Annotated in this window: 9 protein-coding genes; 1 reads left to right on the top strand and 8 read right to left on the bottom strand. The window is 58.7% G+C overall.

The features are described from left to right. Positions 1-73 precede the first annotated feature (73 nt). The 4 genes from KDX39_RS15210 to KDX39_RS15195 all read right to left on the bottom strand — a co-directional run bounded on the left by KDX39_RS15210 (position 74) and on the right by KDX39_RS15195 (position 4,491). On the bottom strand, positions 74-937 hold the full coding sequence (locus KDX39_RS15210; RefSeq protein WP_210070910.1) for an alpha/beta fold hydrolase: 864 nt from the start codon (positions 935-937) through the stop codon (positions 74-76). 473 nt (positions 938-1,410) lie between these two features. After that, the gene (locus KDX39_RS15205) at positions 1,411-2,808 is read right to left on the bottom strand and encodes a sensor histidine kinase (protein ID WP_231660932.1); all 1,398 of its coding nucleotides are present in this window, start codon (positions 2,806-2,808) and stop codon (positions 1,411-1,413) included. Then, positions 2,786-3,469: a response regulator transcription factor gene (locus KDX39_RS15200; RefSeq protein ID WP_029242861.1), complete on the bottom strand. Its 684-nt coding sequence runs from the start codon at positions 3,467-3,469 to the stop codon at positions 2,786-2,788. Before KDX39_RS15200 ends, KDX39_RS15205 begins: the two co-directional genes overlap by 23 nt. Before the next feature lie 86 nt (positions 3,470-3,555). After that, positions 3,556-4,491 carry a formate/nitrite transporter family protein gene (locus KDX39_RS15195; RefSeq protein WP_231660931.1) on the bottom strand — a complete coding sequence of 312 codons (936 nt, stop codon included), beginning with the start codon at positions 4,489-4,491 and terminating at the stop codon, positions 3,556-3,558. 274 nt (positions 4,492-4,765) lie between these two features. Here KDX39_RS15195 and KDX39_RS15190 point away from each other — a divergent pair, with 274 nt between their 5' ends. Further along, positions 4,766-6,889 carry a TonB-dependent siderophore receptor gene (locus KDX39_RS15190; protein WP_231660930.1) on the top strand — a complete coding sequence of 708 codons (2,124 nt, stop codon included), beginning with the start codon at positions 4,766-4,768 and terminating at the stop codon, positions 6,887-6,889. A gap of 17 nt (positions 6,890-6,906) precedes the next feature. Here the strand turns inward: KDX39_RS15190 and KDX39_RS15185 are convergent, their stop codons facing one another. The 4 genes from KDX39_RS15185 to KDX39_RS15170 form a co-directional block, all read right to left on the bottom strand. Beyond that, on the bottom strand, positions 6,907-7,863 hold the full coding sequence (locus tag KDX39_RS15185; RefSeq protein WP_231660929.1) for a D-2-hydroxyacid dehydrogenase family protein: 957 nt from the start codon (positions 7,861-7,863) through the stop codon (positions 6,907-6,909). A gap of 41 nt (positions 7,864-7,904) precedes the next feature. After that, complete coding sequence (locus tag KDX39_RS15180; protein ID WP_231660928.1) at positions 7,905-8,558, bottom strand: DUF1345 domain-containing protein; 654 nt, start codon at positions 8,556-8,558, stop codon at positions 7,905-7,907. 133 nt (positions 8,559-8,691) lie between these two features. Next, on the bottom strand, positions 8,692-10,044 hold the full coding sequence (gene gudD, locus KDX39_RS15175; RefSeq protein WP_231660927.1) for a glucarate dehydratase: 1,353 nt from the start codon (positions 10,042-10,044) through the stop codon (positions 8,692-8,694). 37 nt (positions 10,045-10,081) lie between these two features. Beyond that, positions 10,082-11,407, bottom strand: a complete 1,326-nt coding sequence (locus tag KDX39_RS15170; RefSeq protein ID WP_184323459.1) for an MFS transporter — start codon at positions 11,405-11,407, stop codon at positions 10,082-10,084. Positions 11,408-11,866 lie beyond the last annotated feature (459 nt).

Raw genomic sequence — 11,866 nt, 5'->3', positions numbered from 1 at the left:
ATGAGTCGCCACTGCCCGAAAAAAGAAACGTTCATCCATGAACCACTGCGCCACGGGACGTGGCGCGGGCGTCTCAGGCCATTGCAGTCGCGCTGGGCCATTCCTCGTTGCAGGCTTCGGTTCCCAGAAAGGCAAGCACATTGCGTTGCGAATGGTGCCACGCGGCTTTACTTTCCAGATCCAGAAAGTGCCCGGTATCGGGAACTACATCGAAGGTGCTGCGAGGGATGTAGTTGGCGAAAGTGCGCGCATCGTCAACAGTGGTGTATTCATCTTTCTCGCCATTAACGAACAGAACCGGGATCTTGATCGAAGAAAAGCGCTCGACGTAGTTACTGGCGCTTAGTTGGCGAATCTGACTGATGTGAAAGTCGATCTGGCCATATTCGTGCTCGGCGAGGCTGATCAGATGCTTGTAGTTGTACAGCTTGAACAGGCGCGGCAAGTATTTGCCGACCGTGTCGTTGAGCAGGGAGCCTATCTTGCGTTTTTCGCGAGCAGCCAGATACACCTGAGCCTTGTCGATGTAATCAAGCATGGGCTCATTCAGCACGGGCGAGAACGAACTGATAATGGCTTTTTCGACCGAGGCCGGGCATTCCGACAGCGCCAGGAGGGCCGAAACACCGCCCCAGGACACGGAAAGCAGGTAGTTGACCTGAAAGCGGTCAATGAGCTCAAGCAGGATGCCGACTTCGTCTTCCTTGGTCACGATCATGTCGTCGGCGTTGTGTGCCCGCGACTGGCCGGAGAACGGAAGATCAAACAAGACAATGTTGTAGTGGGGTTGAAGGTACTTGACGGTTTGCCCGAAAGAGCCGGTGGTCGACAATGCGCCATTGACCAGCATGATGGTCTTTACATGGCTGCCTTTCCAGTAAGTTTCGGTGTAAACCTTGTAATCGCCCACGCTTAAAATAGTTGATTGTGCGCCCATAACAGCCTCCCAGCCGATGTCGATCCTACGAAAAGTATTCCAGCATTCTCTGCCTCGGCGACCATGCCAAAGCCCCGCCCGGTTCAGGGCGAAATCCGATGAGTTCTTGTTTTGGGTGCATCTTGAGTCCGTCTTGCGGTGACCATAGATAACGCAGTGTTGGTATACCGACAAGATGCTGACGCCACAAAAATGCCGATTGGTTCACGTTCTTCTATCGGGCGAGCGCGGGAATACTTGATGGTGAAACAGGGTTATTCGGGGAAAAGACGCAGATCGAGGCGGAAAAGCGAAAGTATTGAAGGGAACTTGTGAGCGCTGAAACGGTCAAGCGACGTTCATTTCTGAAACATAATGTTACATATTAGTGCTTGGCAAGCCGCGCCAGATTATTATCGAAATGCCCGAAAGGCCTGCGCCAGAGGCTTTAACCTCGTCAAAAAGCAGGCACGGACACTGGTTCGCGCCTTTTTTCAGACCAGTGGACGTGCCGTGCGACAGATCAGTTTCAGGTTCGCGCCGCCGTATGGACTGGTGCCGATCTGCAGAGTAAAGCCATGCAGATTGACGATGGCAGCCACTACGGAAAGCCCCAGACCGAAGCCGCTGTGCTGATTGCCCGCTTCACTGCGGTAAAAGCGCTGAAACACTGCGGCTCGCTCGGTGACCGGAATCCCCGGGCCTGAATCCTGTATGTCGATGCAAGGGCTCTTGCCTTCCTTGTCCGCGTAAGCACTGACCACCACTGTTCCGCCGGCTGGCGTGAACTTGATGGCATTGCTCAACAAGTTGGCCAGGGCCTCGAACAGCAAGGCGCGATCACCGACGAGCGTCGGCAGTGTGTCTTCCAGTTTGAGGAGCAGGGTTATCTGGTCCTCTTCGGCCAGCGGCAGGTAAAAGTCGTGGAGTTCCTGCAACAGCGGACGCAGTTCAAGCTCGACAAAGGCAGAGCGTCTTTGGCGGTCTTCCAGTTCCGAGATGCGCAGCAGGCCGCGAAAACGCGCCATCAGCGTATCCGCTTCACCGATCACCTGCGCAATCTGCAGGGCGCAGGGCGATTCGTACTTGGCCTGTTGCTGGATGCGATAAAGCTGGGCGCGAAGGCGAGTCAGCGGCGTGCGCAGGTCGTGGGCGATGTTGTCGCAGACGCCTTTGACCTCGTTCATGAGCTTTTCGATGCGGTCGAGCATGGCGTTGACGATGACCGCCAGCATGTCGAGTTCGTCGCGTCTGCTGGACACGGGCAGGCGTCCGGCCATGTCTCCGGCAATGATCGACTCCGCACTGAGCTGGATGGCGCGGATGCGCCGGAGCGGACGTTGACGCAGCAAATGCCAGCCTGCGACGCCGGGAATGATCGTCAACGAGATGCCCCAGAGCAGGGCATGCAGAATGAGTGTACTGACCGCGAACAATGAACCGTTCTCGCGCACCAGCACCAGCCAGCGGCCGTCTACGGTATGCGACACGATTGCGTCGCAACTGTCTTTGGGGAGGCCCGGGTCTTCGGAATCGATACAACTGCTCAGTTCATGTATCTGACCGTCAATCGGCAGCACTTTTGGAATGTGCGTAATCGGTCCGGCGATGTGCCGGAACTGGTCATCGAACAGGCCGTAGGCATCTACGGCTCGGGTATCGAAGGTCATGCTGGTGGACAGCGCGTCGACCAGCGCCTGCCCCTCGAAGCGTGTGAACAATTGCTGGCGGTGGGTCAGCGAACGACGTGCGAGGTTGTCCAGGTAACCGTTGACCTCCCAGTACAGAACCCCCAGCAGGATGGCGCTCCAGGCCACGAACAGTGAGCTGTAGAGCGCCAGCAGCCTGCTCGAAGAGGAGCGCCAACCGTTAGACGGGTTCGGCAATGACATAACCTGAACCTCGCACGGTTTGTATCAGCGGTGCGATGCCAGGCTGGTCGATCTTTTTGCGAAGGCGACCGATGTGTACATCGATCAGGTTGGTGCCGGGATCAAAGTGGTAACCCCAGACTTCCTGGAAAATCATCATGCGCGTGATGATCTGTCCGCTGTTGCGCATCAGAAACTCGAGCAGTTTGAATTCGGTCGGCAACAGCACAAGCGGCTCTCCACCCCGACAGGCTTCACGGGTAATCAGGTTCAGTTCGAGGTCGGCCACCTGCAGAACCGTCTTCGCGGCGCTGACCGGGTTGCTGCGACGCAGCAGCACTTCGACGCGTGCCGCCATTTCATCGGACGCAAACGGTTTGGGCAGATAGTCATCGCCTCCGGCCCGCAGTCCGCGAACGCGCTCGTCCACGTCGGACAGCGCGCTGATCATGAGGATCGGCGTGGCGATTCCCTGGGCGCGCAACTGGGTGACGATGGTCAGTCCATCAATCTCCGGCAGCATGCGGTCCAGGGTAATCAAGTCGTAGTCGCCACTCACTGCACGCGCCAGACCGTCACGTCCGTTGTCCACCCAGTCCACTTCCAGTCCGTGGCTGCTGAGTTCCGCGACTATTTCCTTTGCGGTGATGGCATCATCTTCGATTGCCAGAATTCGGGTCATGGTCCCTGCCTGAATAAGTACGTTCAAAGGCCTAGTCTGCCCCTAAATGGCGGCGAAGTTCCTGAAAGAAAGTTTAATGACGGGGATCATATGTCTTTCGGCACTTCGACATCCTCTTCCCTGAGCTTCTGTGCTTCGGCCAGGCGCTTTTCTTCCGCCCGACGTTTCCTGTCCCGTTCAAGTTTGGCGCTGGTGTCTTTCTCGCTGCGAATCTGCGCGTGGCTGATCAGGGCGAAGATGAAGCTGCCGCCAATGATGTTGCCCGCCAGTGTCGGTCCGGCAAACGTGAACCAGAAATCCTTCCAGCCCAGTTCGCCTGCGAACACCAGATAGGACACTTCGGCCGAGCCCACGACGATGTGCGTGAAGTCGCCGAGCGCCATCAGGTAGGTGATCAGCACGATGATCGCGATCTTGGCATTTTCCATCGAGGCGATCATCCAGACCATGGTCGCAATCATCCAGCCGGACACGATGCCTTTGGAGAACATCTGACCGACATCGTTTTCCATGACCTTGCGGCCTATTTCCAGAAACGCGTGATCGGTCTTGGCGTCGAAGATCGGCAGGTTGAGCATGACGTAAGCCACCAGCAGAGTACCCACCAGATTGCCGCTCAGCACCACGCCCCAGAGGCGCAAAAGCCGCCAGATATTGGCCAGGTTCGGCTTGCTCATGATTGGCAGTACGGCAGTGATGGTGTTCTCGGTGAACAGTTGCTGGCGGGCCAGAATCACCGCGAGGAAGCCTGCGGAGTAACCCAGACTGGTGATCACGTGACTGCCAGGGATGCCTTCGAGGCGTGACATGAGCAACCCCATCGCCATCAGCGACAGGCCCATGGTCAGGCCGGCCGCCAGAGCCGACCACCACAGGGCCGCGACGCTGCGCTCCAGCTCGTGGTCGCCCTGCATCCGTATGGTTTCATGCAGTACCGCCGCGCGAGGCGGCTGGTTCTCATCGATCTCGCGCTCTTCTTCGGCTGACAGGCCGGGGGTCTTGCCGTCTACTTCGTGGTCCATACCGTTTCCTGATGCGTTGCTGATGCGCTGGAGATGAGGACGCAGGCTGCGCCGGTCCGATGGTTGAGACAGGCGCCGCACGCCGTCGTTCGCTGCCCGCCTGCGGTATCGGCAAATGTATGAGCCAGTTCTCACAGAGCCCCAGCAGTGCGCATTCAGATCGCTGGATGTCTTTTTTGATAATTTGTATCAGGCGCTAATAAGAATCTGTACTATTCGCAAAAATCCTGCCGGGTCCCAAGAGGCCTGGTTTATTGCCAAGGGCTGCACATCGATGCGTCGTACCTTTCTGTCTCTTTGCGTCATTCAAGCAATCTCCCCACTTGCCTGTGCCGATCAGGTGACTGCCAGTCATTCCTCGATCGAACTGCAGAACATCGATATCCAGAGCGCCACGGATACCGAAACCGCGCAAGGGCCTGTTCAGGGCTATCGGGCAACCCGGTCTGCCAGTGCGACCCGCACCGATACTCCACTGCATGAAACACCGCAATCGATCAGTGTCGTGACCCGTGAGGCCGTTGAAGACATTGGCGCCACGCGCCTGCAGGATGCGCTGGATTACGCGGGCGGCGTGGGTCGTGCCAACAACTTCGGCGGTCAGGGGTTGACCACGTTTACCGTACGCGGCTTCACCACGGGCGAGTTCTATCGCAACGGCTTTCCGATCAACCGCGGTTATCCGAACATGCCGGATGCCAATACCATCGAGCGTCTGGAGGTGCTGCGCGGTCCTGCCACTACGCTTTATGGGCGTGGCGATCCGGGCGGTACGTTCAACGTGGTTTCAAAGCAGCCGCTGGCCGAGCGCTCGGTCACGCTGGGCAGTCAGCTCAATGATCAGGGCATGAAGCGTGGCACGCTGGACGCATCCGGTCCGCTGGACGATGACGGGCGCTTTGCCTATCGCCTCAACGTCGTGGGTGAGGGTGGCGATACCTTTCGCGATCACGTTGAAACCGAACGCTACGGTGTGGCGCCGGTCCTGAGCTGGCAGGTCAATGACGCCACTCGCATCACCTTCGAAGGCGACTTCATGCGCAACAATGCGCCGCTGGACCGTGGCCTGACGCGTTATCCCGCGCAGACCCGCACGGCCTCCCGTGACACGTTCTTCGGCGAGAAAGACGTGGGCAAGCTGCACAATGACAACAATATGGCGCAGATCCGCTTCGACCACGACCTGAGCGCCGACTGGAAACTGGGCGGTGGCATCCAGATCCTCGACGGCTCGCTCAAGGGGGATGCCATCGAAGCCAACGGTCTGGCAGCTGACGGGCGCACGCTGGGACGCAATTTCAACTACCGCAAGCTTGAGTGGACTGACCGTGACGTGCAGTTGAACGTTACCGGGCATTTCGCCACTGGCGCGTTCGACCACACGTTGCTGGCAGGCGTCGAGTACGAAGACTACGACTATAAGTCGATCATCCGACGTTCCAGTGGCGCGGTTAACGCGTACACCATCGACATTTTCGATCCGGTTTACGGAAAGGTCCGTCCTGCGCTGACCCGAACCACGACTGACGATAAGGAAAACCTCAAGACCTACGCGGCCTTCGTACAGGATCAGGTGGCGCTGACCGAGCGCATGAAGTTGCTCGCCGGCGTGCGCTTCGAGCGGTTCGAGCATGACTACGACACCTTTGGCGTCGGCGTGCCGTTCACCAACAGCGATAACGCCGTGACCCCGCGTCTCGGCCTGACCTATGACCTGACCGATACCGTGGCGGTCTACGCCAACACCGCGCGCTCCTTCAAGCCCAATACCGGCGCGAGCCGTCTGGGTGGCGGCTTCAAGTCGGAAGAAGGCAAATCCTATGAGGTGGGCGTCAAGTGGGAAGCCCTGGATCGCCGGTTGAGCGTCGATGCCGCCCTGTATCAGATCGAGAAGCAGAATGTGCTGACCACCGACCCGATCGATTCCACCTTCAGCGTGGCGGCGGGAGAAGTGCGCAGTCGCGGCCTGGACCTGAATGTGGTTGGCAATCTGACCCCTGAATGGCGTGTCATGGGCAGCTATGCCTACGTCGATGCGCAGGTCACCAAGGACAACACCCTGCGCTCCGGCACCCGTCTGCTGAATATCCCGGAGCAGACATTCAGCCTGCTGAACGTCTATGAGTTCCAGGATGGCGTGCTGCGTGGTCTGGGCCTGGGGGCAGGCGGTCGTTATGTCGATCAGCGTGCGGGACAGACCGCCAATACCGCGTTCTCGATGGACAGCTACACGGTGTTCGATCTGCTGGCCTTCTATAAGGTCAACGAGCACGTGAAGCTCAATCTCGATGTGAAGAACGTCTTCGACAAGGATTATGAAGAAGGTGCTTTCGGCAACGTGTATGCCTATCCGGGTGCCCCGCGGACGGTGCAGGTCGGAATCGCCTACACCCTTTAAGCATCAGGCAGTCGCGATCAGGGGAACACCCGGATCGGCGACCCCGCGTGCCAGGCCTGGATGTTTTCGATCATCCGGTCATAGAAGGTCTGGTAGTTGTTCTCGGTGACGTAGCCGATATGCGGGGTCGCCAGCACGTTGTCCAGCGTGCGGAACGGGTGGTTTTCCGGCAGTGGCTCGACATCGAACACGTCAAGAGCGGCACCGGCAATCCTGCGCTGTTGCAAGGTCTCGATCATCGCCGCTTCGTCGATGATGGGGCCGCGCGACGTGTTGACGATGAACGCGCCGGGCTTCATCCGGCCCAGCGCTTCAGCATCCACCAGCCCTCGGCTGCGATCGCTGAGCACAAGATGCACCGACAGCACATCGGACTGCTCGAACAGCGCCTGTTTACTGACATAAGTCACCCCACATTCGGCGGCCGCCTCGGGTGTCAGATTCTGGCTCCAGGCGATGACCTTCATGCCGAACGCCTGACCGTAGCGGGCAATCCACTTGCCGATACTGCCCAGCCCCAGAATGCCCAGCGTCTTGCCGTGCAGGTCGTTGCCCAGCCCGACTTGCCAGTGACCGGCGCGCAATGAATTGGCTTCGGCCACCAGATTGCGAGTGATGCCCATGATCAGCGCCCAGGTCAATTCCGGCGCTGCATGTTTATAGCTGTCGGTGCCGCACACCGTGATGTTCAATCGTTTGGCCGCCGCGACATCGATGGCGGCATTGCGCATGCCGCCGGTGGTCAACAGTTTCAGGCGTGGCAACTGGCTGAGCAGTGCTTCGTCGAACAGGGTTCGTTCGCGCATCACGCAGATCACATCGAAGTCCCGGAGGCGCTGGACCATGACGGCGGTATCGGCAGGGAACTCATGCAGGAAGCTGACTTCGCCAATAGAGCGTAGCGGCGACCAGTCCACAACATTGCTGGCCACGTTCTGCCAGTCATCAAGCACTGCAATGGTCGATCGAGTCATGGGTAAGGGTCTCTCTGGGCAGATTCGGGGAAAGAAAGCGGCTAGTCGAACAGGCTGGCCGCGATATTGATCGAGAACCCCAGAATAGCCGTGTTGAACACAAAACAGATCAGCGACTGGGACAGCACGATCCGGCGCATCTGGCGGGTCGCTACGCCCACATCCGATGTCTGTACCGCGACGCTCAAGGTGAACGAGAAATACAGAAAGTCCCAGTAATCCGGGTGCTTTTCTCCGCCAGCGAACAAGAGGGCAGGCTCTTTCCCGGTGGACGTATAAAACAGGCGCGCATAGTGCAGGCTGAACACCACTCCGATCATCAGCCATGAACCAATGACGGTGACCCCGGTGAAGGCGTGGTGCAGCAATTGTGCGTGAGGCGAAAGGCCTTTGGTGCCTGCTATCTCAACAATAATGGCAGCCAGGCTGGCGAGCGCTGCGATGGACACGGTCATCAGGATCGTGCCAGCGTTCTCATCCTCCATCATCGCGATGCGCTGCACATCACTTGCGTTACTGTGCAGGGTGCGGATGAACATCAGGATCAGATAGAGCCAGACGCCCAGATCCCAGCCAATGAGCAGGTTCTGGGTCAGCGTGGTATCGGGCAGTGCCCAGGCGGAAGCGGTTCCGCAGAATAAGCCCGCCAACGCGGCAATGGTCAGGCGAGGGTGGGTATGAACGATATGGCGCATGCGGGCTAGTCGTTACTGATTGTTGCAAGACAGTATCACGAGGCAATGCGAAGCGAGAAAAAACGGCGCGCAAGGGGGTTGCGCGCCGTGTGCCAACGGTGTGGCGAGTGTTCTCGAAGCAGGCGAGCGCGGCTTAGCGCACCAGGCAAGGCTGCTTGTTGTTGAACGTCCAGTCCGGAATCAGGAACTGCATGGCGACGGCGTCGTTGCGCGCACCCAGGCCCATGCCTTTGTACAGTTCGTGTGCCTTGGCCAGTTGATCCATGTCCAGTTCCACACCCAGCCCCGGTTTTTTCGGTACGTCGACTTTGCCCCCGACAATCTGCAGCGGTGCCTTGGTCAGTCGCTGGCCGTCCTGCCAGATCCAGTGAGTGTCGATGGCTGTGATGTTGCCCGGCGCAGCCGCGGCCACATGGGTGAACATCGCCAGCGAAATGTCGAAGTGGTTGTTGGAATGCGAGCCCCAGGTCAGGCCCCATTCATTGCACATCTGCGCGACGCGCACCGAACCCTGCATGGTCCAGAAGTGCGGATCGGCCAGCGGGATGTCCACCGACTGCAACTGAATCGCGTGACCCATCTCGCGCCAATCGGTGGCGATCATGTTGGTGGCCGTCTTCAGGCCCGTGGCACGTCGAAATTCGGCCATCACTTCGCGACCGGAGAAACCGTTCTCCGCACCGCATGGGTCTTCGGCGTACGCCAGCACATGATGCTGATCGCGGCACAGGCGGATGGCTTCCTTGAGCGACCAGGCGCCGTTCGGGTCCAGGGTGATGCGGGCGTCGGGGAAGCGTTCGGCCAGAGCCGTGACCGCTTCGATTTCCTCGTCGCCACGCAGTACGCCGCCCTTGAGTTTGAAGTCCTGAAAACCATAACGCTGGTGCGCGGCTTCAGCCAGGCGTACCACAGCATCAGGGGTCAAAGCGACTTCGTGGCGCAGGCGGAACCAGTCGTTATCGGCATCCGGTTCGCTGCGATAGGCCAGAATGGTCTTGTGCTGATCGCCCACGTAGAACAGATAACCCAGCATTTCCACCTGATCGCGCTGCTGACCCTCACCCAGCAAGGCGGCGACGGGCACGTCTAGATGTTGGCCGAGCAGGTCGAGCAGGGCGGCTTCCAGTGCGGTAACCGCGTGAATGGTGATACGCAGGTCGAAGGTCTGCTGACCACGGCCACCCGAGTCACGTTCGGCGAAGGCCTTGCGCACGTCATTGAGGATCTTCTGATACGTGCCGATGCTGCTGCCGACCACCAGCGCACGGGCGTCTTCCAGAGTCTGGCGGATCAGGTCGCCGCCCGGCACTTCGCCGACGCCGGTGTTTCCGGCGTTGTCCTTGAGAATGACGATGTTGCGGGTGAAGTAGGGGCCGTGCGCGCCGCTGAGGTTGAGCAGCATGTCGTCATGGCCGGCTACCGGCACGACCTGCATCTCGGTGATGACAGGCGCCTTGGCAGTGACGTTGGCGTGTTGAGCGTTCATGGTGAAATCCTGTGCGAAATTGTTGTTGGAATGAGCGTCAGTGAGTCGCGGGCGTCTGCACGGCGGCGACCGGCGTCGCGCCGGGCTTTGGCTTATTGCGGGCGGCAAAGACGATGACTGCGGCAACCAGCGACGTGACGGTCAAGCCGTACAGGCCGCCCTGAATCGAGCCGGTGTGCTCTTCCAGCAGGCCGAAGGTTGTCGGCGCCACAAAACCACCGAGGTTGCCGACCGAGTTGATCAGCGCGATCACCGCAGCGGCGATTCGGGCATCCAGATAAGCCTGGGGAATCGGCCAGAACAGTGACGAAGCCGACTTGAAGCCCAGCGCCGCAAAGCAGATGGCGACAAACGCAAAGATCGGGCTGCCGGTGGTGGACATGAACATGCCCGCCGCGGCAATCAGCAGTGCTGCAGCAACCCACGCCTGCTGACGCTTCCATTTCGCCGACAGCGTGGCGAAGGCGTACATGCCGATGATCGACAACAGCCAGGGGATCGAGTTGAACATGCCTACTTCGAAATCGGTCAGGCTGCCCATCTTTCTGATGATGCTCGGCAGCCAGAAGGTCGCTGCGTAGATGGTCAGTTGAATAAAGAAGTAGATCAGGCAGAACAGGATGATCTGGCCGTCCTTGAGCAGTTTGCCGATGGACGCCTTGACCGGCGTGGCGGCTTCGCGAGCGGCCTGTTCGGCGTCGATGGCGTTGACCAGTGCGTCCTGTTCTTCACGGGTCAGCCACTTGGCATCGTGCGGTTTGGAATCCAGCCAGAACCAGACGAAGAAACACAGGCCCACCGAGAACATGCCTTCGATGAAGTACATCCACTGCCAACCTTTCATGCCGAACCCGGTGATCTGCAACAGCAGGCCGGACAAGGGGCCTGAAATCAGTGAAGCGATGGCCGAACCGCTGAGGAAGATGGCAATCGCCTTGCCACGCTCAACGCCCGGCAGCCAGCGGGTGAAGTAGTAGATCACGCCCGGAAAGAAGCCGGCCTCGGCCACGCCCAGCAGAAAGCGCAGGATATAGAAGTGGGTTTCGTTCTGGATGAAAGCCATGCCGGCAGCGACCAGGCCCCAGGTGAGCATGATCCGCGTCAGCCAGATTCGGGCGCCGACTTTTTGCAGCAGGATGTTGGAAGGCACTTCGAACAACGCGTAACCGATGAAGAACAGCCCGGCGCCCAGGCCGTAGGCCGCAGCACCGATGCCCAGATCGTGCTCCATGTGCGAACGCACGAAGCCGATGTTCACCCGGTCGATGTAGTTGACGATAAACATGATGACGAAAAGCGGCAGGACATGACGTTTGACTTTCGATACGGCTGAACTCAAGACCGAATCTGCGCCGTTGGCCATCCCGGAATTGGATGTGCTCACAGTTGAATCTCCCACTCGTTGTTTTTATGCGGGTATGTGCGAGGTGTGTCCCTCGCATTGTCGGTCATCATACAAGTTGGGTGCGCTTGCGCAAGCCCCTACGATAGTCTGATTACGATTAATTCTTGCGTTCGACCACGAAAGGTTTCCGTCGTTTGTCGTCGATTTTATTCAGCCTTTCCTGAGTAAAAGCCAGGTAAATAAAGGGTTTTACGCGAAGGGTGAGTGCCGGTGGCCGTTACTGGGCAGTATTTTTCTCGCGGATCGCTTCATAAAAAGGCGGACAGAATGACAGGCGAAACTTTGACAAGATCGATTCACTTGTAATACAAGTCAGACAAGTTCTGTTGGTCCTGAAACTCAAGCCCCATGCGCCTTTGTCGGCCATGCCGCTGCGTTACGGGTTCACCAGGCGGCGCACAATCAGACAAGCGACAG

It is taken from the genome of Pseudomonas sp. CDFA 610 (assembly GCF_021147865.1).
In the GTDB taxonomy this organism is placed as follows: domain Bacteria; phylum Pseudomonadota; class Gammaproteobacteria; order Pseudomonadales; family Pseudomonadaceae; genus Aquipseudomonas; species Aquipseudomonas alliivorans.
The sequence above is the reverse complement of the archived record's forward strand: the minus strand, read 5'-3'. Positions and strand labels throughout refer to the sequence as shown.

Coding starts and splice junctions, on each gene's coding strand:
- KDX39_RS15210 (WP_210070910.1), bottom strand. CDS start 937: ATGGGCGCACAATCAACTATTTTAAGCGTGGGCGATTACAAGGTTTAC.
- KDX39_RS15205 (WP_231660932.1), bottom strand. CDS start 2,808: ATGTCATTGCCGAACCCGTCTAACGGTTGGCGCTCCTCTTCGAGCAGG.
- KDX39_RS15200 (WP_029242861.1), bottom strand. CDS start 3,469: ATGACCCGAATTCTGGCAATCGAAGATGATGCCATCACCGCAAAGGAA.
- KDX39_RS15195 (WP_231660931.1), bottom strand. CDS start 4,491: ATGGACCACGAAGTAGACGGCAAGACCCCCGGCCTGTCAGCCGAAGAA.
- KDX39_RS15190 (WP_231660930.1), top strand. CDS start 4,766: ATGCGTCGTACCTTTCTGTCTCTTTGCGTCATTCAAGCAATCTCCCCA.
- KDX39_RS15185 (WP_231660929.1), bottom strand. CDS start 7,863: ATGACTCGATCGACCATTGCAGTGCTTGATGACTGGCAGAACGTGGCC.
- KDX39_RS15180 (WP_231660928.1), bottom strand. CDS start 8,558: ATGCGCCATATCGTTCATACCCACCCTCGCCTGACCATTGCCGCGTTG.
- gudD (WP_231660927.1), bottom strand. CDS start 10,044: ATGAACGCTCAACACGCCAACGTCACTGCCAAGGCGCCTGTCATCACC.
- KDX39_RS15170 (WP_184323459.1), bottom strand. CDS start 11,407: ATGGCCAACGGCGCAGATTCGGTCTTGAGTTCAGCCGTATCGAAAGTC.